Here is a 24074-nt window from a genome sequence, read left to right on the forward strand (position 1 = left end):
ATCTTCACCTTTTAGAATGTGCAATTAAAAATAACAACCATATTTCTGACTTATTATCTATAAAATATTGAGTAATAATCGGTTGTAAATACAAACATTATATTGAGTTAGTGAGTTTGAAATATTTTCTCCGTTCCTTTGTGCTGAATAAAAATATCTAATATGTTTTCAGAACAAAAGAACGAATTTTTATTTCTTAAGCTTTCAGAAGGAACGACCTTTCTTGTTCCACTTCTTTCCGCTGAAAACATTAGCCACGTCATGGCTTACGACAGAAATCAGGAATCAAAATCAATAGGAAATGAGAAATTTATTTGTTGATGCAATGCTTCTGACGTCGCTGATTTGCTATACTGCAGCGACAACAACGCCCACCTCATCGTTCAGAATTCAGGGCAAGGTCAAGGACAACAACGGAAGAGGCATTCAAAATGTGGTTGTAAACGATGGAGTGCATTTCACCACAACGGATATAAATGGTGATTGGCAGTTGGTGTCTGACACGGCCGAGAGCAAGTTCATTGCAATCTCTACCCCTGCCGAATACGAACTGCCACAGGTCAATGGGCTGGCAACAGGGTTTTACATACCCATCAAACAAGCTGTCAACACAGTGGAAAACACTTTTATTCTGAAGAAACGGTCCAGCCAGAGTGATAAATTTTCTTACATAGCCATCTCCGACCCGCAAGTGAGCAACAGTAATAACATGACCCGCTGGCGTAACGAGGCGATTGTTGACATCAAGAATGTTGTGGACTCGCTCAACGATTCCCGTGAAGTCGTTGGAGTAGCATTGGGCGACCTTGTATGGGACAAGATGAAGCTATTTGAGCCCTACAAGAAATCGATGAAAAACATGGGAATGACCGTATTCCAATGTATCGGCAATCATGATTTCGACAAGCAGTTCAAAGACCTGAACAATATGCCCAAAGGTTCGTCCAACTTCGCTGAACATGAATATTTCAAGTATTTCGGACCGACCAACTACTCGTTCAATATCGGAAAAATTCACGTCATAACGGTCAAGAACATCAATTACAAGGGCAGCATAGGATATACGGAAGAACTCACGAAGCCCGTGCTTGATTGGATTAAGCATGACCTGAGCTATGTTCCTGCCGGTACAACCGTTTTCCTAAACATGCACGCAGCAGGCTGGAACACTGCTGCCGAAGAGGGCAACATCCGTGACGCCAAGCAGTTGGAGGAGATTCTGAAAGACTACACCGTACACGTGTTCTGCGGTCACACCCACTTCTTTCAGAATGCGGAGCCCAATGCCAAATTGTATCAGCACAATATAGGAGCAGTTTGTGGGGCTTGGTGGGACAGCTGGATTAACAGATGTGGAGCACCCAACGGCTATCTTATTGTTAATGTTGACGGCAACGACGTGAGCTGGAGCTACAAAGCCACCCGCGAAAAAAGCAATTATCAGTTCAAGACTTATCTTCCAGGTACGTTCATCACGCAGAAAGATTATTTCGTTGCCAACGTCTGGGACTACGACAGTCAATGCAAGGTGGAGTGGATGGCAGATGGAAAGCCAATGGGGGAGATGGAAAGATTTACGGATCAGGACCAGAGCTATCTTGAAAACACCGACAAACACAATGACAATGGCCCCATCAACACACCCCATCTGTTCAGGGTGAAAGCACCCGTGGGCACCCGAGTTGTCACCGTCGCTTTCACCAATCGCTTCGGGGAGCGCTTCGTACAGCAGGTGTCTCTCAACCATGGCTGGCATTCACGTATCATTGCCCATCGTGGATATTGGAATACCGTGGGCTCGGCGCAGAACTCAATAGCCGCACTCCGCAAGGCCAACCAAATCAAGGCCTATGGATCTGAGTTTGATGTTCAGATGACCAAAGACCATAAGATAGTCGTAAACCATGACGATGATATCAACGGCATCAAGATTATCACGGCCAATTACAGTGATGTGAAGTATCAGAGGCTTCCGAATGGTGAGAAACTGCCAACGCTTCAGGAGTATCTTGAAAATGGGCGTGCATGCAAATACACCAAGCTGATATTGGAAATCAAGCCTCATCCCACCGAAGAACTCGAAAATCAATGCGTTGACAAGGTGGTGAGTTTGGTCAGAGCGTTGGGAATGAGCCATCGGGTCGAATACATATCCTTCAGCAAGAACATCTGCAGACAACTGGCAGATAAGCTTTACGGAGCGAGCATATCTTATCTTGAGGGCGATCTCACCCCAAAGGAAGCCAAGGATTTGGGCATGCGGGGCATCGACTATGACGTGGCGGTATTGAGAAAGCATCCAGAGTGGGTGAAACAGGCACACGATCTCGGAATGACAGTCAACGTTTGGACAGTCAACAAACTTGACGACATCAGGTATTTTCTTTCCCTCGGTGTCGATTATGTCACCACAAACGAGCCGGTGGCAGCAATGAAGTTGGAAAAGCAAATGGGTTTGTAAACGTTTATTCCACTGTTCAAAGGATAGGACCTTCGTATGGACTTCTCTTGAAACCGTGAGTTGGGCATTTCGTTCACGCTTAAGTTTGAAAACTGCAAAGCAAAGAAGCACAAAGACGTGTACAGAATCAGAATTTAGCCCACAAGACGAGAAGTGCTGAGACTCAAATGCCGTGAGCTCCAAATTTCATGATGACATTTGGGGCTCACGGCACTTCCTATTTGTTGCTGGTGAGTGAGGTAGTGGGGGGGGCTACACGTAAACTTCCAGAAATTTTATTTCGCCTGCGACCTTCACACTTGTGGCTGTTGCGGGCAAGAGAATGGTCTCGCCAGCTTGGAACGGGCTTTCGTTCCCCTCGTCGTCGGTGATTGTTCCCATTCCGCTCAACCCCATTAAAATCACAAATGAATCGAGTTCGGAATAGTCAAGCACCATTGGCTCCGTCAGGTCATAGACTGAAGTCGTGAAGTAAGGGCATGCCACGAGTTGCACACCCTCATTCCTCCGTGGGGCATACTGTATTCGATAATCGCTCTCTACGCTGAAATCAATGCAATCGGCTGCCTCCTTGGTGTGCAGTTCCCTATAATTGCCGTCCTTGTCCCTGCGTTTGAAGTCGTAGATGCGATAGGTGGTGTTGCTGGTTTGCTGGATTTCGGCGAGGAAGCAACCTGTTCCAATGGAGTGGATTCTGCCTGCTGGCAGGTAAAACACATCGCCCTCCTTTACTTCATATTCAGCCAAGGCATCGGTTATGGTGTCGTTTTCCACTTTTTCCTGATATTCTTCAGGTGTCAAGGCCTTTCTGAATCCGCTCATGAGTCTTGCTCCCTCATCGCTCTTCATCACATACCACATCTCGGTTTTGCCGCGATCAAGACCCTTTGCACGGGCTTGGTCGTCGTTGGGATGAACCTGTATGGATAATTGTGCATGGGCGTCGATGAACTTGATGAGCAACGGAAACTCATTGCCGAATCTTTCATAGTTATCCTTGCCCATAAGTTTGTCCTTCAATCGGCTTACGAGGTCGTTGAGTTGCATCCCTTTGTAAAGACCGTCAGCCACTATCGACTCGTTTCCCTTTAAGCCGGAAATCTCCCAACTCTCACCAACTTGCTCCAAATGCTGGTCAAGCTGTTTGAAAGGTATTATCTTATTGCCACCCCACAAAACTTGTTTTAGTAGTGGTCGGAACTTTATGATTTCCATAATTGTCTATTATTCTATCTCCGTCATTCCTGGATAAATAAGCGTACTATCGTAAAAGAACGACAAAGGGTGTATTACATGAATTTCTCTTTATAATTGTCGCAAAGTTACAAATTAAATGTCACGCTCCCAAATATAGATGAATTTTCTTATATCGGAGTGCTTTAAATTTAAATGTAGATACTGTTTTCTGTTTTTTACTTGTGCAAACTGGCGGAGAAGCAGATGTGTTGACAGCGTTTTTTGATTCAAAATACCCACTTTCTTATGTTTTAAATCCTTCGTTTGCTAAACATCTGTATTTCAGCCGATTAAAGATATGTTCGTGGAAGGTCACCTTTTGCCGTGCGAAAGCTAAGCTATCATTATGCGAAAGGTAAGCCATTGCAAACTCAAGGCTCAGACGTATGATTTTGAATCTTCATCCGACAGGTGACGGAGGTGAGGGATGCGGACGGAAAGCTGTGTTTGTCGTTCTGCCAGCAATCCCCAGTCTCGTTCTCATTCTTCGAGCGTGACAAGGCGACTGCCGTCTTGCTGCTCTTCGATTTTAACCTTTATGGCATTATCGGGTAAGATCTCCTCTATCAGTTCCGGCCACTCCAACAGACATAAGTTGCCACTGTAGAAGTAGTCTTCGTAGCCCATATCATAAACCTCTTCGAGTTTTTTGATTCGATAGAAATCGAAATGGTAAATCGGATTTCCGTTGCCGTCAGTATATTCGTTGACAATAGCGAATGTTGGCGAAGTGATAACATCCTTCACGCCCAGCACCTCGCAGATGGCCTTTGTGAAAGTTGTCTTGCCTGCTCCCATCTTGCCGTAGAAAGCAAACACTTTTTTATCACCGATGTTCTTTATAAACTCTTTGGCAGATTCATGGATGGTCTCCAGATTCTTTATTTTTATTTCCATTGTTTTCTCTATTTTATCAGTTTTTGTTTGCCGTTATCTTTTTCTCGGTGTCATAGTTATCAGCGGTATGACCATTTCCTCTATTGAGATACCTCCATGTTGGAAAGTGTCTTTGTAGTAGGAGACATAGTAGTTGTAGTTGTTTGGATAGGCAAAAAAGTCGTCGCCAGTTGCGAACACGTAGCTTGTGCTGATGTTTGGCGAGGGTAACTGTGCCTGACGCGGGTCTTTGATGGTGAAGACCTCCTTGGAATTGTAGTTCAGGTTCTTGCCGAGTTTATAGCGAAGATTGGTGTTAGTGTTTCTGTCGCCAATGATTTTGACTGGTTTTGTCGTACGGATTGAGCCGTGGTCGGTCGTCAAAATGATCTTATAGTCAGAGTGAGCCAGCTCTCTGAACATTTCAGCAAGGACGCTGTGGCGGAACCAACTCATGGTAAGCGAGCGATAGGCGCTCTCGTTGCTTGCCAGCTCGCGAATCATTTTCATTTCTGTCCTTGCATGCGAAAGCATGTCTATGAAGTTGATTACAAGTACGTTGAGGTCGTTCTGCTCCAAGTTTTTGAACTGTTGCATGAACTTCTCGGCTGCGTTCGAGTCGTTTATCTTGTGGTAGGAGAACTTATCGTGCCGGCGATAGCGGTCTATCTGTGTCTGAATGAGCGGTCCTTCGTTCAGGTTCTTTCCCTCTTCCTCATCCTCGTTCACCCAAAGGTCGGGGAACATCTTGGCTATCTGCAGTGGCATCAGTCCGCTGAAGATGGCGTTGCGTGCGTATTGCGTGGCGGTTGGCAATATCGACATGTACAGGTCCTCATCGATATCGAACATGTCTCCAATCTCTTCGGAGAGCGTTCGCCATTGGTCGAATCGTAGGTTGTCGATGACGATTAAGAAAACCTTGTCGCCATTGTCAATCATTGGGAACACCTTGGTCTTGAATATGTCAGGGCTCATCAAAGGACGTGAGGCAACGCTGCCGCCATCCTTGTCGGCGATGTTCTGGAACCTGCCGTGTTGCTTGTCGTTCCTCGGCGCCACCCAGTCGATGTAGTTCTTTGTGATGAATTTGGCAAAGCCGATGTTGGCTTCTTCCTTCTGCATTGTCAGCATCTCGGTCATGCCACTGTCGGCACTGCTGAGCTCCAATTCCCATCTGACGAGCTTCTTGTATATTTCCTGCCAGTCTTGAAAGCTCCTGCATTCACTGATTTGCATGGCAATCTGCTGGTACTCCTGCTGATAACCACTTTGTGTGACCTCTGTTACAATCTCTTTCCGGTGGATGTTCTTCTTTAGAGTAAGGAGAATCTGCATGGGATTAACGGGCTTAATCAGATAGTCGGCAATCTTGGAGCCGATGGCCTGTTCCATGATGTTTTCCTCCTCGCTCTTTGTCACCATGACGATGGGCGTTGCGGGCTGAATGTTCTTTATCTGTTGCAAGGTCTCCAATCCAGAAAGACCTGGCATTTGTTCGTCGAGGAGCACAAGGTCGAACGTCTGGGTGCGGCATTGTTCGATGGCATCGGGGCCATTGCTCACCGTGATGACTTCGTAGCCTTTTTTCTCAAGGAAGATAATATGGGCTTTAAGGAGTTCAATCTCGTCGTCAACCCAAAGTAATAATCCATTGCTCATATAATGTGTGGTTTTTGTTTAATATAATGTAATCTGTGTCGGCATAGCCTAAAAACCGTCAAGGTCGTAGTATTCGTCGTCTAAGTCGAAGTCAAGGGCCGGCTGACTCTTGTCGTCGGGATTCTTCTTGTCGGTGTTTGGCTTCTGTTCTTCTTCAAAGTAGATAACAGGACCTTCGTTGGCAGGCTTCTTTGGCTGTGCTTTTGGAGCCGAAGGCTTGTCTTTCTTCGTTTTTGGGGTCGGCGGGGTCGGCTTGTTTGTCAGTGCCTTGCCGCTGTTCGCTGGCGCTATGCTCTTGTTCTCATCCTTCTTGACCGGTGTTGGCTTGTCGATGGGAACCTCAAACGTATTGTCGTCAACTGCGATGATGGTCTCATTGGTTGGCATGTCTGCCCCTTCTTTCTTGGTTGTAGATGGTTGCGGGGTAGATGGCTGATGCGTCGGCACTGGTGTCTGAGCTTTTTGCTCCTTGCTGGTGGCTGTTGTCCGGTTGTTGTCTGGCCCGATGTTCTGCGAAGGCTCATCCATCGGTATGATAAACTCTGTCTTGGACGTGTTTGCCGCAGGTTCTTCAACGGGGATGATTACCTTCGGTGACGAAATGGCTGAAGCATCTTTTGGCTTGGCTGACTCTTCTGATGGAATTATCATACCATTCGCAGGGGTGTTGTCAGGTTTGGCCTTGTCTTCCTCCATTGGAATGGTCATGCCGTTATCCACTTCACCGTTCATCTGATCCTTGATGTTGAGGTCTCGCTCAGTGGGATTTCTGCTTTCAATCTCCTCTTGTAGGTCTTTTTCTTTCTCTCGTGGGGTTGCTCTCTCTGCTGGCTCTGACAGTAAGTAGCGTTTTGTTACTGTCAAAGGTGCAAAGTTCTTCGCATAGAAGTCGTCATAGTCCTTGTAACTGAACGTCGTTCCTATCAGTTGGAGGTTCTTCTCGCTGATGATAATTCCACGAGTGTCCTTGCTCATCTGTGCCACCACGTTCTGGGAGCTGAAGAGTTGACGGGCATACTGGTAGGCCTCGTCGAAACTTCTGAATCCAGAGAGCTGCATTTGGTGAAGTCCCTCGATGTCTTCGATTTCTATTTCAAAGTTGCGGACAAGGAAATTGGTGAAGTTGAATCGGGCCATTTCGAATAACAGTTTGTTCTCGTTCAGCGAATCCGGATGATAGACGAGCAAGAACTTAAAGTCGATGTCGCGTTCCACAGTGAATTTCACCTGTTTGATGCTGTCGCTGTCGTTGAGAACATTGGTCCTGTAGTTCCATACGTCACCCAAGTCGAATTTTCCGCTGCGTATCTTCTTGCCAGCCTGTACGCCATTGACGATCATACCTGCCATTTCGCTGATTCGGCTCTTGGGAAACTTCTCCACAACGGTCTTCATATCAGTGACGCAACCTTCGATATTGCCGTTGTTGAGCTTGCTCAAGCCACCGATAAACAAGAACTTGTCGCGGTTGGCACCTCGTGGAAAACGTGTGTCTGATATCTTTCTGTTGCCTTCCACCTCACCGAAGCGGTTGTGTTTGAACGCCTCATAGGTGGCGGAATATAATGAATCCTCCATCTGTACGCCAAACTTGGCATTCTGTTTGAAATAGGGATCGGTCAGGACGGCTGTCCATTCGCTCTTCGGATATTGAGATTTCAGCTTTGATATATAAGTGTTGGCTGTTTCGGGCTGATTCTTTCGCATGTAAAGGAGGTACAAATGATAATAGACATCGTCCATTTTCTCGTAGTCTGGGTAACTGTCGCTCACCCTTCGAAGTGCTTTCTCAGCGAGATTGAGGTTGTCAAGTCTATCCTTGAATATGACACCGGAATGATGGAGGCCGTCTTCCAATATCTTGTTGCTGGCCTGTAGCTGGTCGGGGGTGAAGGGTATTTGTGCCAAATAGAACTCACGCTTGTGCGGATCGTTCTTGACGGAGTCAGTCTTGTTGTTGATGGAATCCAGTTTTGCCTCCTCTCGTGCGATGGAATCTCTCTGTTCGTCAGTGAGATTGTCCTGTTCTGTCGTTAATCCGATACCGCCAACGACTGTTTTGTTGACTCGCTGCCAGTCATCAGTATTCTCTCGCTTCCCCCACAGTCGTTGGAAGGTGGCTTTTCCCTGTTGGATGGCCATGGGATTATAGAAATACCATGTGCTGCCTTGCTGCTGTTTGTTCTCTATTTGCAGGCGATTGTTGCCAACATTGTTAGTGCCTATGCCACTGTTGGCTGCTTGTTCTTTCTGCGATTCTTGCTCCGCCTGTCGGTTACGCTCCTCTTTTTCTTTCTTTTTCAGTGCATCTATAACCCTGTCAATGGCCGCAAGACGCTCTTTTTCGGGGCATTTTGCCAAGTATTGCAGGGAGTCTTGCAACTGAACGGCATCGGTATAGGGAGTTAATTTGTCAAGGATCTTCGACCGTTCAGACAGTTGTGCATAGTCCTTTCGGTCTTTATCAAGTAGGCCCAATGCCGTATTATAACACCTTCGCGCATCGCCAAATCTCTCTTTTGCCCAATACAGGTCGCCGAGGTGCAGCAATAGCACTCCTTTCTCTACTCCGCTGCGTGTGGCCTTTTCGTTTCCAGCCTCATAGGCATAGATAGCGTTCATCGTATCCTTCTCAGCGAGATAGATATTGCCTATTGCATAATAAACTTGGTCAAGATAATCCTTGTTGTTGTCTGATGAAGCCATGCGCTTCAGACGTGCAATAGTCTGCTTTGCCTGTCCTGCTGCCATCACTTCCGAAGCTGCGATGCGGGCATTGAACTCCAATTCGTAGGGAGGATTGGAGCGAATGACGCGCTTGAATGCGGTATAGGCTGCTTCTTTGTTGCCTAACGCGGCCTGAATCTGCCCCATCAGATACCATTCACGGGCTTTCTGCTTTCGGCGCATCTCGTGTTTGATTACCTTTCTTAAATAAGGGATGGCCTTTTCCAGCTCTCCCGTATGGATATAGTAGTCGGCGAAAGTGTAATCCCATTCCTTTACTGCCCTCCAGTCCATGGAGTCGCGCTTCATATTGCGAATAACGTCCTCTGCATCGTAGAGCCATCCGGCTTCAACGTATGACTTTGCGAGCCATGCCCGTGCCTTTCCGAAGATGGCAGGCTGCCCCTTGTAGAGTCTGCTCATGTAGGAAAAGGTGGTTGCTGCGTCCTCAAACGAACCCTTGTGGAACTGCGACCGCCCCATGAGCATCCATGCTTTCCATAGAAACGGATTGTATTCCCTGCGTGAGAGCCATTCTATATCTTTCTCAGTCTTTCTCCTTTTCTTGTTCCATTCTGGCCGACGCTTGATACTGTGGCGTGCAATGGCTTTCTCGGCTTTCTCCACGGCGCGCTCAAAGTTGCCTTTTCCTATGTCGCGGCTGTTCTTGTTGCCGACCGTATAGAGTGGAATCATCTCTGTGAAGTTGTCTTTATTGCCATTTTCTTTTTCCAACGAACCGTCGATATATGCCTGAGCGCCATTGTAATACGTGTTGTACTTGGCATTGAATGAGTGCCACCAACGCGTCTGTGCGGTGTTTTTCTTGGTAGAGCAACCGACGATGATTATTGCAAGCACTACCAGCAATAATATGGGGATATGTTTTTTACAAGATGGATTCACGTATATTTAACTCAAATGAGAGTGCTTTTATTGTCTTTTACGAGGATTAAGTTGCAGTCTGATCCTATCCTTCAATCAATGTAATCAGTTCGTCTTTCACCTGATTGGGTATGTTGATTCCCCTTAAGATGAGGCTTCGGTTCCAGCTTTTGGCCTCTTCGGGGCGCATGGTGTAGAGAATTTCCCGAAATTCGTCAGCTTCCTCGTTTGAGTAGTCGCTTGAGTCTCTTCCATTGAAGCGGTCGAGTTCTTCGTCGTCAAAGTATTCAATCTCTTTCGTTGCAGCTTCCATCATGCAAGTCTGCTCACAACTTTCGTCAAGCCCAGTGCAAGTGTTGCAGTCGCCAGAGGCATGATGAATCACATCGGGCTCATCGCTGCTGCGTCGTGCAAAGATTGTGGCGATACCCACAAGAATTCCAAGTCCGACGATGGCTGATACACCTATTAAAATAATGTCCATTTGTTCTGTTGCGTGCTATTGTTGCTTAACGATGTTGAACCCCGCTTTCTCCAATTCGTCCCAATAGTGTGGGTATGACTTTGTTACAACTTCCGGATGGTTGATTTTTATCTCGCCCAACTGTATGCAGAGCGGCGCAAATGCCATTGCTATGCGGTGGTCTTTGTAGGTGTCGATGACGACAGGCTCTGTTTTTTCGCAACGCTCACCGTCCCAAACCATCTCGGAATCGTTAATATCGTTGATGACGTAGCCCAGTTTTGCCATCTCGTTCTTCATTGCCTCGATGCGGTCGGTTTCCTTAATCTTGAGATTATGTAGTCCAGTGAATCGGAAATGGATGTTCATCACTGGGCAGAGGGCTATGAGAGTCTGTGCCAAATCGGGTTGATTGGTGAGATTGTACTCAAATCTGGGCAGCGTGCGGGGGTAGCGTTTGATGCTTACATCTGTGAGTTTGTCAAGGTCTTTGTGTGCGAATGTGGTCTTGATGCCCAGCAGCGAGAAAATGTATTTCACGGCAGAGTCACCCTGTCTTGAGCCGTTTTGCAATCCAGAGAAAGTGATTTGCGAATCAGTGTCGTCCATTAGTGTCAGAATCTCATACCAATAACCTGCCGAAGTCCAGTCGTTTTCAATGACGTATTCGCGTTCGATGTACGGTTTTGCTCCTACTTTTATTGTATCGACGTCGGTCCACTCTACTTCGGCGCCATATTCTTGCATCAGGTGGATGGTGAGGTCGATATAGGGGCGTGAGACGATGTCGCCTATAAGTTTCAATTCCAGCCCATTCTTCAGTGTCGGTCCAATCATGAGCAAGGCCGAGATGTACTGCGAGCTTACGTTGCCTACTATTTCGAGTTGTCCGCCTTCCAGACATTTCCCCCTGATGCGGAGTGGGGGATAGCCTTCTTCTCCTAAATAGTCGATTTCGGCACCAAGGAATCTCAGTGCCTCCACGAGGATACCTATAGGACGCTGTCTCAACCGTTCGGTACCTGTCAGCGTGTGCTCACCTTCGGTCACGCTCAGATAAGCCGTCATGAAACGCATGGCAGTGCCTGCTGCCATGAGGTCAATGGTCTCAGGCTTGTTCTTCAGTGCTTTGATGATGACTTCTGTATCGTCGCAATGCGAGAGATTGCTGGGGGCGACTTTTCCTCCAGCCAATGCGTGGATGATCAGTGCGCGGTTGCTGATGCTCTTTGAGGGAGGAAGGTTGATGGTTGAGTCGATATGATTGGGTGGTGTGATTGTATATTGCATTGCTTAAGTGTCTTTATTGTGTCTAAAATGGGGTGGGTACATCGTGTGTACTTGCTTATTTTCATACAAAAATACAAAATAAACTTGTGAACAGTGAAAAACAACTCCAAAAGTTTGCTAATCTCTCAAAAAGTAACTAATTTTGCATCACTTAAACTTTTCGGGATGTAGTTCAGTAGGTTTAGAATGCCGGTCTGGGGGACCGGTGGTCGCTGGTTCGAGTCCAGTCATCCCGACAATTTGGCGACAAGTGATGGATTTCACTTGTCGCCATTCTTTTGTTTAATGGCTTGTTGGCGACATTGCGGTAAGGCTCTTGAAGAGGTGCGTGAGCAAATCGGTATGATAGCTTTAGAGGCACAGGTAGGAAGTGAAAAGCGGTAGGTTACAATAATTTACATCTTTCTGGATAATGTAAATTATAAGTGGTTGAAAATCAGTGTGATAGCTTTTGGTATCCGAAAGCTTACCTTTCGTGTGACGAAAGCTGACCTTTCGGCGTGCAATAGGTGAGCTATTGCAAGGCGAAAGGTCAGTGATGAGATTGTGATTTGAAATTATTTTATAAATCGGGCTTGTCTCTCAATAGTTTGTTGGGTACGGGCCACAATTATTTTATGCCCCTGTCGGTCAGTGCCTTTGCATATCTCTTGGCATTCTCCTGATGCTCTTCGTAGGTCTCGGCAAAGTTGTGGGTGCCGCTGAAGTCCTCTTTTGCGCACATGTAGAGATAGTCGTGATGCACAAAGTTGAGCACCGCTTCAATGGCTGCTACCGATGGGATGCGAATTGGGCCAGGTGGCAGACCGTGGTATTTGTAGGTATTGTAAGGGCTGTCGTAGCTCAACCATTTGTGATAGATGCGGTGAGCCTCGAACTTTCCCAAAGCGAATTTCACCGTTGGGTCGGCCTGTAATGGCATGTCGGTGCGCAGACGGTTGATGTACATTCCGGCAATTCTCGGCATTTCGCCCTCGTTGTCGGTTTCCTCGTCAACGATACTGGCGAGTGTCATGATTTCCTCCTTGTTGAATCCAGTAGCGTTGGCTTTCTGTGTGCGTTCGAATGACCAGAACTTCTTATTCTCCTCGCTCATCTTTTCGAGGAATTTCTCTATCGAAGTGTTCCAGTAGAACTCATAGGTGTTTGGGATAAAGAGGGCCATAACCGTCTCTGGTGTGTAGCCGTATTTCTTGCATGTCTCGCTGGAGTTGAGGCTGTCGAGAAGTGCTTCCTTTGAGAACATGAGCTTTTCGCTTACACTCTTTGCAAGGTCGTCTTTCGTTCTGACAGATTGTAGGGTCAGTGATACGGGTGCCTGGCTTCCGTTCTTGAAGTGACGGAAGGTCTGCAATGCACCCGAACTGCTGATTTGATAGCGTCCAGTGCGAATGTGGTCCTTGTAGGAAGTCAGCTTTGCCAGCTGCTTGAATGTCCAGAGGCTGTGCTTTGTGGAGATAGGCTCCAGCTTTTGATAAACAGAGTCGATGTTGTCATCCTCATCAATGTAAACATATTCTTTGTCGCTTGTCCTCCCCATCGAAGAGAAGAAAAAGAAATAGACAATCAATAGCCCGATGAATGTCAGTCCGCCAATGATTTTAAGCGATGTGCGGTTGCCTGTCTTGTGTTTTGACTTAGCCATGATAGTTGTTTTTTACGAGTGCAAAGATAATCATTTTGGATTGAATGACTTTAGGAGGGAGAGTAAAAAGACAACTGTTTTTTCTATTTTTAATATTGTGTTGGCAATTATTTGGCTTATACTTTGTACTTTTGCAGTCGTTAACAGGCTAATAGTGGCAGATAGGCGGTTTGCTATTGTTTATTTGTAAATATATAAGAAGAAATGAGAGAATTTGAAACTTATGTTTTTGATTTGGACGGAACTTTGTTGGAGACACTAAAAGACTTAGCTGCAAGTACAAATTTCGCTTTGAGGCAATACGATATGCCAGAACACTCCATCGAGGATGTGAGAATGTTCGTAGGCAATGGTGTGAAGAAACTCATGGAGCGGGCTATCCCGAACGGGTTGGATAATCCGAAGTTTGAAGAGGTTTATGCAACCTTCCGCCAACATTATCTTAATCATAATTTAGACACCACAAAGCCTTACGATGGTATTCCTGAATTGTTGCGTGAGCTGAAGGGTAGGGGGAAGAAGCTGGCCATTGTCAGCAATAAATTCTATGCTGCCACTCAGGACCTCGCCCGTCATTTCTTTCCAGATACTATTGAAGTGGCTATCGGCGAAAGGGAGAATATCAAGAAGAAACCGGCCCCCGACACCGTTGTGGAGGCTCTACGCCAGCTTGGTGTTTCAAAGGAGGGGGCTGTCTATATTGGGGATAGCGACGTCGATATCATGACGGCGCGCAACAGTGGGCTACCTTGCGCCAGCGTACTCTGGGGGTTCCGCGATAAGGAGTTCCTCTTGGAACACGGGGCGACGTTCTTTGCCGACAAGCCAGATGACCTTCTGCCCGACGAATAGGCAGAAAACAATAATGGGCAATTAAGAAAAACGACTTAATTGCCCATTGTTTTAAGGAGTAGAGATACAAGAACTAAAATTGGAAGCTGTGAGTTGGCAAGTTTAGTCCAATCCTATTTTTTAGCGCTATCGCTGATGCTGACTTTTAATCCTGTATGCCGACTTATGATTATTGTGTGAGATTGCTGAGCCTTGCAATGTATTTTCCGAGAATATCAAACTCAATGTTGACGATAGTGCCAACCTTGATGTCGGCAAAGTTGGTGTTTTCCATCGTGTAGGGGATAATTGCCACCTTGAAAGTGTTCTCGGTGGGCTCGCAGACTGTGAGTGATACGCCGTTGATGGTGACAGATCCTTTATCGACAGTAAAATAACCGCGACGCGCCATCTCCGCGTCTTGCTTGTATTCAAATGTGAAGTAGGTGCTGCCGTCGGCATTTTCCATGTTGATGCATTTGGCAGTCTCATCCACATGCCCCTGAACGATGTGGCCGTCGAGCCGTCCGTTCATTATCATTGACCTCTCAACATTCACGCGACTGCCTACTTCAAGAAGTCTGAGATTCGACCTTTCAAGAGTTTCCTTCATCGCTGTGACGGTGTAGGTGTCACCTTTCAGACGGACAACCGTCAGGCAAACACCATTGTGCGCAATGCTCTGATCGATTTTCAGCTCATCAGTGAATGAGCATTTCAGTGTGAAATCTATATTTTCCTGATAGCGGTCGATGGCAACTACTTGTGCCATTTCCTCAACAATGCCTGAGAACATAATTACAATATAGTTTTGTTTTTGGCCCAAAAGCCTCAGATGTGATTAAAAATTAGGGTGAGGTCTCTGTGAGGCCTCACCCTGTATGCCCCTCAAGAGAGAGGATTTTGAAAAGTCGTACCGATGATGTGATGAAAAGTCCGAGTATCAATGATAAGAGAGTTCTCCGTCTTTGTAATCCACTGGCCTTGCGGCTTAGTCGCGGAATGCGATTTATGTGGCCCGCCATTAACCGAAGAAGTCATCTCGGTTTTCTGATTTATTTGATGACTATCCCGATCGAATCGATACGACTAATGCGTGTCCTTTCTAAGTGCAAAGATAGCACTTTTTTTCCATGTGCCAAATATTTGAACTTAAATTATAGTGTCCAGGAGTATCTCACCAATCGTTGGATGGATGTGGATGATATCCCTCAAGTCGTCAAGCGTGGCGTCGTTGTTCATCAGTACAGCAACTTCTTGAATGATGTCAGCTGAATGCGCACCGAATATGTGGCATCCGATAATTTTGCCCTCTTCGTTCGCAATCACTTTCAGCATTCCTTCTGTTTCTTCCATCGCCAATGCCTTTCCGTTGGCACGGTAGAAGCCTTTCTTGACAATGCACTTGATGCCGTCTTTCTTGCAGGCGTCCTCAGACATGCCTACAGAACCAGCTTCTGGATAGGTGAATACGGCTGCCGGCATGATATCGAAACGGATTTTATCCTCTTTGTTCAATATCTTGTTTACAACGCGCATGCCTTGGAAACTGGCAGCGTGGGCCAGCATTTGCTTGCCGTTGACGTCACCGATGGCATAGACCCCTGGTATGTTGGTCTCGTAGTTGTTATTGGTTTCAATGCCTTGCTTGATGCAGTTGATGCCAGCTGCCTCAAGACCGAGTCCCTCAACGTTGGCTGCTCTGCCAGTGGCTATGAGCACTATGTCAGCGGTAATCTGCTTATCTTGACCTTTCTGGTTGTAGCTGATGACCACTTGCTTGTTATCCGCTGTGGGCTCGATACTGCTTACACCACTCTGTAAATTGAAGTTGATACCTCTTTTCTCCATCGTCTTGCGAAGACGCTTAGCAATATCTGAATCCATGGTTGGTAAGCACTCTTTCAAGAACTCAATAACCGTAACCGTACTACCGAAAGTCTCGAAAGCTGAGGCAAGCTCCAGTCCGATAACACCGGCGCCGATGATAGCCATTGAATTGGGAACATGATCGATGTCCAACAGTTCGGTTGACGTCATGACCTTGTTCTTCAATGCTTCGCCCTCTGGTGAGTCGAGTGCCGGAATGAAAGGTAACATACGGGCATGCGAACCAGTCGCAATGATGATGTAGTCTGCGGTCATCTGTGTACCGTTCACCTCGATTACTTTTTTGTCGATGAACTTTGCTTCACCTTCTATATAGGTAATTCCTGGCTGGGAGAGAAGTCCTTTCACACCTTCACGGAGTTGATTGATAACCTCGGCTTTGCGTTCTTGGATGCGATTGAAATCAACGTGTCCGCCACCAACGCACGAAAGCAATGGGTTACGGTACAAATCGGCATCGTGAGCAAAGCTCTTGGTCGGAATACATCCCTCATTGAGACAAGTTCCGCCCGGATGTCTCTTCTCGATAATGGTCACCTTGAGACCATTTTGGGCAGCATGTACTGCTGTATGATAGCCTCCAGGACCCGCACCGATGATAATTAAATCGGTCTTTTCCATAATATTTTAGTTATTTAGGTGTTGTTACTTGTTCATTGCCTGACGATAGTTGAGGATAGGCTCCTTGGCTGCCAACACGTCATCTACACGACCGATTGGTGTATTATGAGGAGAATCCTTTACTTCATTAGGAATTTCACGAGCCTCCTTGGCAATTTTGTGCATCACCTCAATGAAGCCGTCGATGGTTTTCTTGCTTTCACTTTCAGTTGGCTCAATCATCATGGCCTCGTGGAAGAGGAGTGGGAAATAAATTGTAGGAGCGTGGTAGCCATAGTCGAGCAAACGCTTGGCAACATCCATGGTTGTTACTTCCGTACTCTTGTCTTTCAAACCGTCGAATACAAATTCGTGCATGCAGATGTCATCAATTGGCAATTCGTAATCATCCTTCAACGATTCCTTGATGTAGTTTGCATTCAATGTTGCGTAAGGGCCGACCCACTTGATGTTCTCCTTTCCGAGTGTGAGGATGTAGGTATAGGCGCGGAGAATTGTCAGGAAGTTACCCATATATGGTCCGACGTGGATGTTTTCAACAGTGAAGTCGCTGCCATGCTCTGGCAATACCACATCGAAGCCTTTTTCTGTTTTGATGACATGTGGCTTTGGCAAGAATGGCACCAAGTCTTTGCGAACACCAACAGGGCCATCACCAGGACCGCCACCTCCGTGAGGGGTAGAGAAAGTCTTGTGAAGGTTGATGTGCATAACGTCAAATCCCATGTCGCCTGGACGTGCAACGCCGAGCAGAGGGTTGAGGTTCGCTCCGTCATAGTACATCAAACCGCCGTTTTCATGTATCAATTTCGCAATCTCAGGAATTTCTTTCTCGAAGAGACCAAGGGTATTAGGATTTGTCATCATCATACCTGCAATGTCGTCGCCCAGCAATGGCTTCAAGTCTTCTACGTCAACCAGTCCTTCTGGAGTACTCTTCACTTCAACAATCTCCAGGCCACAGACAGCTGCGGATGCTGGATTGGTGCCGTGTGCAGAGTCAGGGATAATCACTTTGGTACGTTTCATGTCGCCGCGGCTTTGATGGTATGATCTGATAATCATCAAACCTGTCAGCTCACCATGTGCACCAGCATATGGATTCAAAGTAAAATCATACAGTCCCGAAATGCTTGCCAACGCTTGCTGCAGGTTGTACTCAACTTCCAGCGAGCCTTGAACTGTGTTCAGTGGCTGAAGGGGATGAATACCTGTGAATGCAGGCATGGCAGCTATCTCCTCATTGATGACGGGGTTATATTTCATTGTACAAGATCCCAATGGATAGAATCCGTTGTTAACTCCAAAGTTATTGCCGCTTTGGTTTGTATAGTGTCTAACGACCGTCAATTCGTCGCATTCTGGGAGTTCTGCGTCTTTCTCACGCTTCAAGTTGCTTGGGAACTCATAGTTTCCAAATTCGTTCTTGGGTAGGCTATAAGCTTTTCTTCCTGGCTGGGAAAGCTCAAATATCAAATTGCCATATAATCTATTGTTCATTTCTTCAATAATTTAATGTTTTAATTAAAAACTTTTAGGTTAAAGTAGGATGGATTAGAGCAAAGCCACGAGTGCTTCTATCTCTTCCTTTGTACGCTTTTCTGTCACAGCTACCAGCAGTTGGTCGTCGCCAACCTTCACACCTGGAAGGATTCCCTTCTCGATAGCTTTGTCATAGAATGCGTCACGGTTCTCAATTTTAACCAAGAATTCATTGAAGAATGGCTGTTTGTAAACCAATTGAGCCTTACCTGTTGCCGTCATCTTGTCGCATAGGTAGTGTGCGCCGTCGAAACTTGTCTTGGCAGACTCCTTTACACCTTCTTTTCCCATGAGTGACATATAGATGGTAACGAAAAGGGCCATCAAACTTTGGTTGGAGCAGATGTTTGATGTTGCCTTTTGTCGGCGGATATGTTGCTCGCGTGCCTGTAATGTAAGTGCGAACACGCGCTGTCCGCGAGTATCCTTTGTCTGTCCGACGATACGACCTGGCATCTTACGCATCAACTTCTTTGTTGTACACATGTAACCGGCATAAGGACCGCCGAATGCCATTGGGATACCGAGACTCTGAACATCGCCAACGGCAATGTCTGCACCCCATTCTCCTGGTGTCTTCAGCAATGCAAGATCGGCGGCCACACTGTTGACGATGAAAAGCGCCTTGCTCTTGTGGCAGATATCAGCGTACCCTGTGAAGTCTTCGGTGATACCATAATAATTAGGTTGCTGAACAATAACACCCGCTACACCGCCCTCTGCTATTTTTTCTTCGAGGTCTTTCGAGCTGGTTACACCGTCATTGTTTTTGATTGCAACCAGTTTGATGTTCTGGAAATGAGCGTATGTCTTCAATACGTCAACAATTTTCGGATCGATTGTTTCAGAATACAGGATTGTATTATTCTTACTTGAGGATGCGTTGGCTACGAGCATAGCCTCGGCTGTTGCTGTAGAGCCGTCGTACATTGATGCGTTGGCAACGTCCATGTTGGTCAGTTCGGCAATCATGCTTTGGAACTCAAAGATGTAATGCAAGGTTCCCTGTGAGATTTCAGCCTGATACGGAGTATAAGACGTGAGGAACTCAGAGCGCTCAATGATACTTGGGATTGCACTTGGGGTATAATGGTCATACACACCAGCACCAGCAAAGCAGGTCATCAACTTGTTCTTGTCGCCCAAAGCGTTGAAGAAGTTTCTGATTTCCAGTTCGCTCTTTGCTTCTGGGATGTCGTATTCGCCTTTGAAACGTAAGGCATCAGGAATGTTTGCGAAAAGGTCGTTGATGTTTTTCACACCAATTTTCTTGAGCATCTCCTGAGTTTCTTCTTCTGTATGTGGAAAGAATTTAAAATTCATGTTTCTCGTATTTAAATAGGTTAGGGTTTCATAAAAGCTTATAGCTGCTTTCTCCCACAAGTATTACTTTGAGATGGAAAACAGCTATAAACTTATAAAGTGTTGTTTATTGACTATTTTGCACAGAACTCTTCGTAAGCTTTTGCATCCATGAGCTTGTCTAATTCAGACTTATCTGAAAGTTCAACCTTAACGATCCAGTTCTCGTAAGGGTCTTTGTTCAGCAATTCTGGCTCATCTTCGAGTGCTTCGTTGATTTCAACGACCTTACCAGAAACTGGAGAATTGAGGTCAGAAGCAGCCTTTACGCTCTCTACTGCACCAAAGCCTTCTTCGATTTCAATTTCGTCGTCAACTTCCGGCATGTCAACATAAACAACATTACCAAGTGCATGCTGAGCGTAGTCTGTGATACCGATGTAAGCGCAATCACCTTCAACCTTTACATACTCGTGTGACTCTGCATAGAAGAGTCCTTCAATAACTTTTGCCATTTTATTTTATTTTTATTTAGATTTATCTTGATATGAAAGATGGAGGAGTTGGGTTCGTACTCCTCTGTTTAATGATGTCGAAATATTATTTCTTGTAGTTAGGATCGTAGAATTTCTTCTTGCCTACGGTTGCAGGGAAGAACTTCTTTCTGATTTGAACCTCTACGCGGTCGTCCATCTTGATGTCGGCATCGCACAATGCTACGGCGCAGCTCTTCTCAACTGAGATGAGTTTGTAGCCAGTTGTGATTTCGCCAACTTCCTTGCCGTCTTTGAACACTTTGTATCCATTTCTTGGTATTGCGTTGTCGTCGAGCCAGATACCGCGCAAGCGTTTTGCAGGACCCTCTGTCTTTTGCTTCAAGAGTGCTTCCTTGCCGATGAAGTTTTCTTTGTCGAACTTCACGAACATTGACAGACCTGCCATCACGGGTGTGATGGTTTCTGAGAGTTCATGACCGTACAATGGCATACCAGCCTCAAAACGAAGTGTGTCGCGGCAGCCGAGACCACAAGGGGTTGCCCCTGCCTCCATGAGCTGATCCCATGCCTTGCAGATGTAGTCGGGAGTGCCATAGAGTTCGAATCCATCTTCGCCTGTGTAGCCAGTGCGTGAGATAATGATATCAACACCGTCTTTCTGGAGCGTCTTAACCTCGTAGAACTTCAGCTCCGAACAAGGTATGCCCAGCTTGCCTTCGATTATCTTCTCTGCGTCAGGTCCTTGGATAGCGAGTAGTGCATAGTCGTCGCTTGCGAAAGTGATTTCCACGTCGAAACCTTCAGAGTTCTTCTTAATCCATTCGCTGTCTTTCTCGATGTTGGCAGCGTTTACCGTCATAATGAAGCGGTTCTCTCCAATCTTGCAGATACATGTATCATCCACCACACCACCGTCAGGCATACAGAACATACCATAGAGCACCTTGCCTACAGCCAAGCCTGTTACGTCGTTGGTGAAAATATAATTGATAAACTTTTCAGCTTCATTGCCAGAGATGATAATCTCACCCATGTGTGAAACGTCAAATACTCCGCAGTGCTGTCTTACAGCGTTGTGTTCGTCGATAATGCTTGAATACTGAATAGGCATGTCAAAGCCACCGAACGGTGAAATCAATGCTCCTAATGCTACATGCTTGTCATAAAGGCATGTTCTTTTGTTCTCCATATTTGCTAGGTTTATAATTGTTTACTTGTATTTAGGCAAAATTTGCATGCAAATATAATAAAGATTTTATAATATACAAAATAATCATGATGTTTTTATCTTTCATTTGTGTAAGAAGTTTAAAGATAAATTTAAAGATAATTCAAACAACTGATTTGTGATGCACTCCAATTCTTTTCGTTTGGAATGTGTTTTCTGAATCGTGACTTCTTGACGTTGCTGCCTTTTGTACTGTTCGGACAGTTGTTTTTGTCAAATATTTTCGCTATTTAGTTGCCGTTGCTGTCCTTTCGCAAACTGATTGGTTAGCGTTCACACTGCCGTAGGTCAGCTTTTACAGTATAATAGCTTACCTTTCGTTTGTCGGAATCTGTAATGCTGACTGTCAGGTGCTTGTGCGTATTTCTGAAAAACCTTTGTTTGTCATGATTTTTTACTCTGTCTTATCTGAACCTCTTATCGCCCGATGGTCAACGTTCCAGTAGGCGCTGTGTGTCTTTTACTCATTTACCATATAACGAATGATGCGAGAAAGTCTTGGTCAAGACAATCTCGCATCTGCTCAATTAATAATTCGAATATAATCAGAGTTTACCTACGGTTACAAATTGATTGACAAGCCTGCTACCATCCAGACACCGGGTTGTGCCACATTGCCATAATCTACGTAGCTGCGATTGAGCAGATTGTTGCTCTCCACATAAGCCGTCCATTTCGGATTGTTCCAGCTCAGACGTGCGTCGATTATGCCGTAGGTGTGGTAGTTGTGGCGGTTGTTCTCAACATCGATATAACTTCCCATACGATGTTGTAGTCGATAGTTGAGACCAAGGTCAAGCTGTCGCCACAGATTCATTTCCAAATTGGCCACGAATTTGTTTTTCAGATATTCCAAGGCATATTTGCTGACTATGCCGTCGTGTCCCTTCTCACTTTGGTTCAGATAACTGTATGCCATGCCGAGCTTCTTGAAGAAGTGCTGTGAGGGAAGAATATTGAGTAGGTTGAAATCCAATTTGGCCTCGAATCCCACGGTGTTAATCTTTCCGAAATTGACGCTCTTCCAGAGTATAGCCCCGTTCTCGTCGAGCGTTCCGTCGGAAATCCAGTCGATAAGATTCCTGTGGTGATTGTAAAAGACGCTGGCCTTTCCATTGATATAATGTGTGTTGTACTTCACTCCAGTCTCAAGAGCCGACAGTTCTTCAGGCCGCAGGTGCTTGTCGGCTTTGTGTCCGCCAACCGAATAGAAAAGTTCGGTGATCGACGGCATACGCAGTGAGGTGTTGTACGAGGCATATACTTTCCATACTTCTCCGATTCTGTAGCTGGCATCTACACCTGGGTAAACGCGCATGTTCATGTCAGCCTGGCTGTTTTTGACAGCGATGATGCCAGCAGACAGTGTGAAGCGATTGAGAATGATATTGTGCTCCAATACAAACTGAATGTTTGTGCGGTTGATGCCATTGGTGTAGTCCCTGTCTGTTCCGTGAATGTGTTGCGGACGGTCGAGAGGCTCACCGAGATTGCCACTCACCAAGTTCTCGTGGCGCAATTCAGCACCGAAAGCCGTGCGCCCCAGTGTCCAGTCAAAGAAGGCATTCAGGTTCACCCCGTAAACATCCGTCCGGTGATAGTTGAAGGCATACTTCTCTGGGGCATTGCGGAAGAGTTCAAAACGGTCCATGCTCCGGTTCCAATAGATGGATGGGCGGAGGTGGAAAAGTCCTTTCTTGTTTTCAGCCTGAATAGCGGTGAAGGTTTTGAACGTGTGCTCAAACTGGTCATCGTATTTGGCACCGTAGAATGTATTGGAACCAAAGTCTTTCAAACTCATACCCGCATGCCAGCTTACGGCAATCTGTTCATCGTTGTAATTGCCCTGAAAGAAGGCCTTTCCGTTCTTGTAGTCGGCATTGAGACGTCCAGCTTTGTTGCGCAGATAACCATCGCTGCGGGTGTAGGAGCCTGAAATCTGATTGTTCCACTTCCCTTTTGCAAGGTTGGCGCGTGCGCCTGTACTAAGATAACCGTAAGAACCGCCCTCAATTCGTGCAGAGAGTGATGTTTGTGGTGGAGTTTTAGTAACGATGTTTATCGCACCTAATAATGAAGATGTGCCATAAACTCTTCCTGCCGGGCCTTCGAGAATCTCTATTCTCTCTATTTCGCTCATCTCAACCGGGAAGTCGAAGGCATTGTGTCCTGTCTGCGCATCCCCGATATTGACACCGTTCAGCAATACGGTGATTTGCTCGGAGTTTCCGCCACGTATGCTCACGTCGGTCAATGCTCCGAGTGGGCCTTTCTGACGAACATCCACGCCAACGGCATACTTCAACAGGTCGTTTACACTTTGTACCGGCGCCGCCTGAATGTCTTCGCGGCTCAGTACAGTTACCATTCTCGCTTGCTGACTGATGGTCAGCGGCGCACGCGTGCCCATTACGCTCACTTCGTCCAACACTATATTCTTATTGGTGACTGTCGTGTCGCTGTTGATTCGATTTGTCTCGATGCTCACGCTGTTTGCTGTGGCATTTTGAAGTGTAGCGACACTTAGTACACCAATAATCACCTCCTTGCCGATTACGGCGAAGAGCGAATAGCTGCGGTTTGAGAAGTGGGTGAACTTCAGAACGTTGCGCTTTTTAATAATTGGTTTGTACATAATAATAGTTAATTTCTGAATCCTGTGCCCATATTCTAAAATAGAAGAAATGGTAGATTCTGAGCTGCAAAAGTATAAAAAAATATCTTTCAAACTAACTTTCGGCTATATTTTTGTTCCCTCAGCGTAATGAAACCAGGCGCATTTGTAAAAATTATTTCGCAAATGACTGATTGTTTTTTTAATTTATTTGTTACTTTTGCAAGCAAATTACGAATAAAGGACTGGCATAAAGTCCTTTTTTTATTTCGCATGACATAGTCAAATAACATTTAATATAATA

16 protein-coding genes and 1 tRNA gene are annotated in these 24074 nt (G+C 45.9%); 3 read left to right on the forward strand and 14 right to left on the reverse strand.

Translation table 11 applies throughout. The annotated features are described in order from the left end of the window. Positions 1-301: 301 nt before the first annotated feature. Positions 302-2461 carry a calcineurin-like phosphoesterase C-terminal domain-containing protein gene (locus H515_RS13470; protein ID WP_081410164.1) on the forward strand — a complete coding sequence of 720 codons (2160 nt, stop codon included), beginning with the start codon at positions 302-304 and terminating at the stop codon, positions 2459-2461. Positions 2462-2713: 252 nt separating this feature from the next. On the opposite strand, the gene H515_RS0110450 is transcribed toward H515_RS13470, so the two are convergent. The 6 genes from H515_RS0110450 to H515_RS0110475 form a co-directional block, all read right to left on the reverse strand. Beyond that, entirely contained in the window at positions 2714-3676 is a 963-nt protein-coding gene (locus tag H515_RS0110450; RefSeq protein ID WP_025876273.1) for a type I phosphomannose isomerase catalytic subunit, read from the reverse strand. Between the two features lie 501 nt (positions 3677-4177). Next, positions 4178-4594, reverse strand: a complete 417-nt coding sequence (gene tsaE, locus H515_RS0110455) for a tRNA (adenosine(37)-N6)-threonylcarbamoyltransferase complex ATPase subunit type 1 TsaE (protein WP_028901926.1) — start codon at positions 4592-4594, stop codon at positions 4178-4180. A 33-nt stretch (positions 4595-4627) separates the two neighbouring features. Beyond that, entirely contained in the window at positions 4628-6235 is a 1608-nt protein-coding gene (porX, locus tag H515_RS0110460) for a T9SS response regulator signal transducer PorX (RefSeq protein ID WP_025876274.1), read from the reverse strand. Positions 6236-6283: 48 nt separating this feature from the next. After that, a complete protein-coding gene (porW, locus tag H515_RS0110465; protein WP_036891878.1) occupies positions 6284-9868 on the reverse strand; it encodes a type IX secretion system periplasmic lipoprotein PorW/SprE in 3585 nt (1194 codons plus the stop codon). 64 nt (positions 9869-9932) lie between these two features. Further along, on the reverse strand, positions 9933-10331 hold the full coding sequence (locus tag H515_RS0110470) for a hypothetical protein (protein WP_025876275.1): 399 nt from the start codon (positions 10329-10331) through the stop codon (positions 9933-9935). A 15-nt stretch (positions 10332-10346) separates the two neighbouring features. Then, the gene (locus H515_RS0110475) at positions 10347-11600 is read right to left on the reverse strand and encodes a 3-phosphoshikimate 1-carboxyvinyltransferase (RefSeq protein WP_028901928.1); all 1254 of its coding nucleotides are present in this window, start codon (positions 11598-11600) and stop codon (positions 10347-10349) included. Between the two features lie 161 nt (positions 11601-11761). Here H515_RS0110475 and H515_RS0110480 point away from each other — a divergent pair. After that, a tRNA-Pro gene (locus tag H515_RS0110480) sits at positions 11762-11836 on the forward strand. 374 nt (positions 11837-12210) lie between these two features. Here the strand turns inward: H515_RS0110480 and mltG are convergent. Further along, entirely contained in the window at positions 12211-13245 is a 1035-nt protein-coding gene (gene mltG / locus H515_RS0110485; protein ID WP_025876276.1) for an endolytic transglycosylase MltG, read from the reverse strand. 204 nt (positions 13246-13449) lie between these two features. Here mltG and H515_RS0110495 point away from each other — a divergent pair, with 204 nt between their 5' ends. Then, on the forward strand, positions 13450-14097 hold the full coding sequence (locus tag H515_RS0110495; protein ID WP_025876278.1) for an HAD family hydrolase: 648 nt from the start codon (positions 13450-13452) through the stop codon (positions 14095-14097). A 169-nt stretch (positions 14098-14266) separates the two neighbouring features. Here H515_RS0110495 and H515_RS0110500 read toward each other — a convergent pair whose 3' ends face one another. The 7 genes from H515_RS0110500 to H515_RS0110530 form a co-directional block, all read right to left on the reverse strand. Further along, positions 14267-14872 (reverse strand): riboflavin synthase, encoded by a 606-nt coding sequence (locus H515_RS0110500; protein WP_025876279.1) that lies wholly within the window; start codon positions 14870-14872, stop codon positions 14267-14269. A gap of 356 nt (positions 14873-15228) precedes the next feature. Then, on the reverse strand, positions 15229-16587 hold the full coding sequence (gene lpdA, locus H515_RS0110505; protein ID WP_025876280.1) for a dihydrolipoyl dehydrogenase: 1359 nt from the start codon (positions 16585-16587) through the stop codon (positions 15229-15231). A 24-nt stretch (positions 16588-16611) separates the two neighbouring features. Then, positions 16612-18087, reverse strand: coding sequence for an aminomethyl-transferring glycine dehydrogenase subunit GcvPB (gene gcvPB, locus H515_RS0110510; RefSeq protein ID WP_028901929.1), 1476 nt, complete (start codon positions 18085-18087; stop codon positions 16612-16614). 54 nt (positions 18088-18141) lie between these two features. After that, entirely contained in the window at positions 18142-19452 is a 1311-nt protein-coding gene (gene gcvPA, locus H515_RS0110515; RefSeq protein WP_025876281.1) for an aminomethyl-transferring glycine dehydrogenase subunit GcvPA, read from the reverse strand. 113 nt (positions 19453-19565) lie between these two features. Beyond that, entirely contained in the window at positions 19566-19946 is a 381-nt protein-coding gene (gene gcvH / locus H515_RS0110520; RefSeq protein WP_025876282.1) for a glycine cleavage system protein GcvH, read from the reverse strand. An 85-nt stretch (positions 19947-20031) separates the two neighbouring features. Continuing rightward, complete coding sequence (gcvT, locus tag H515_RS0110525) at positions 20032-21117, reverse strand: glycine cleavage system aminomethyltransferase GcvT (RefSeq protein ID WP_025876283.1); 1086 nt, start codon at positions 21115-21117, stop codon at positions 20032-20034. A 601-nt stretch (positions 21118-21718) separates the two neighbouring features. Then, the gene (locus H515_RS0110530; RefSeq protein WP_025876284.1) at positions 21719-23791 is read right to left on the reverse strand and encodes a TonB-dependent receptor; all 2073 of its coding nucleotides are present in this window, start codon (positions 23789-23791) and stop codon (positions 21719-21721) included. Positions 23792-24074 lie beyond the last annotated feature (283 nt).

Origin of the sequence: Prevotella corporis DSM 18810 = JCM 8529, assembly GCF_000430525.1 — a bacterium.
Classification (GTDB): Bacteria; Bacteroidota; Bacteroidia; order Bacteroidales; family Bacteroidaceae; genus Prevotella; species Prevotella corporis.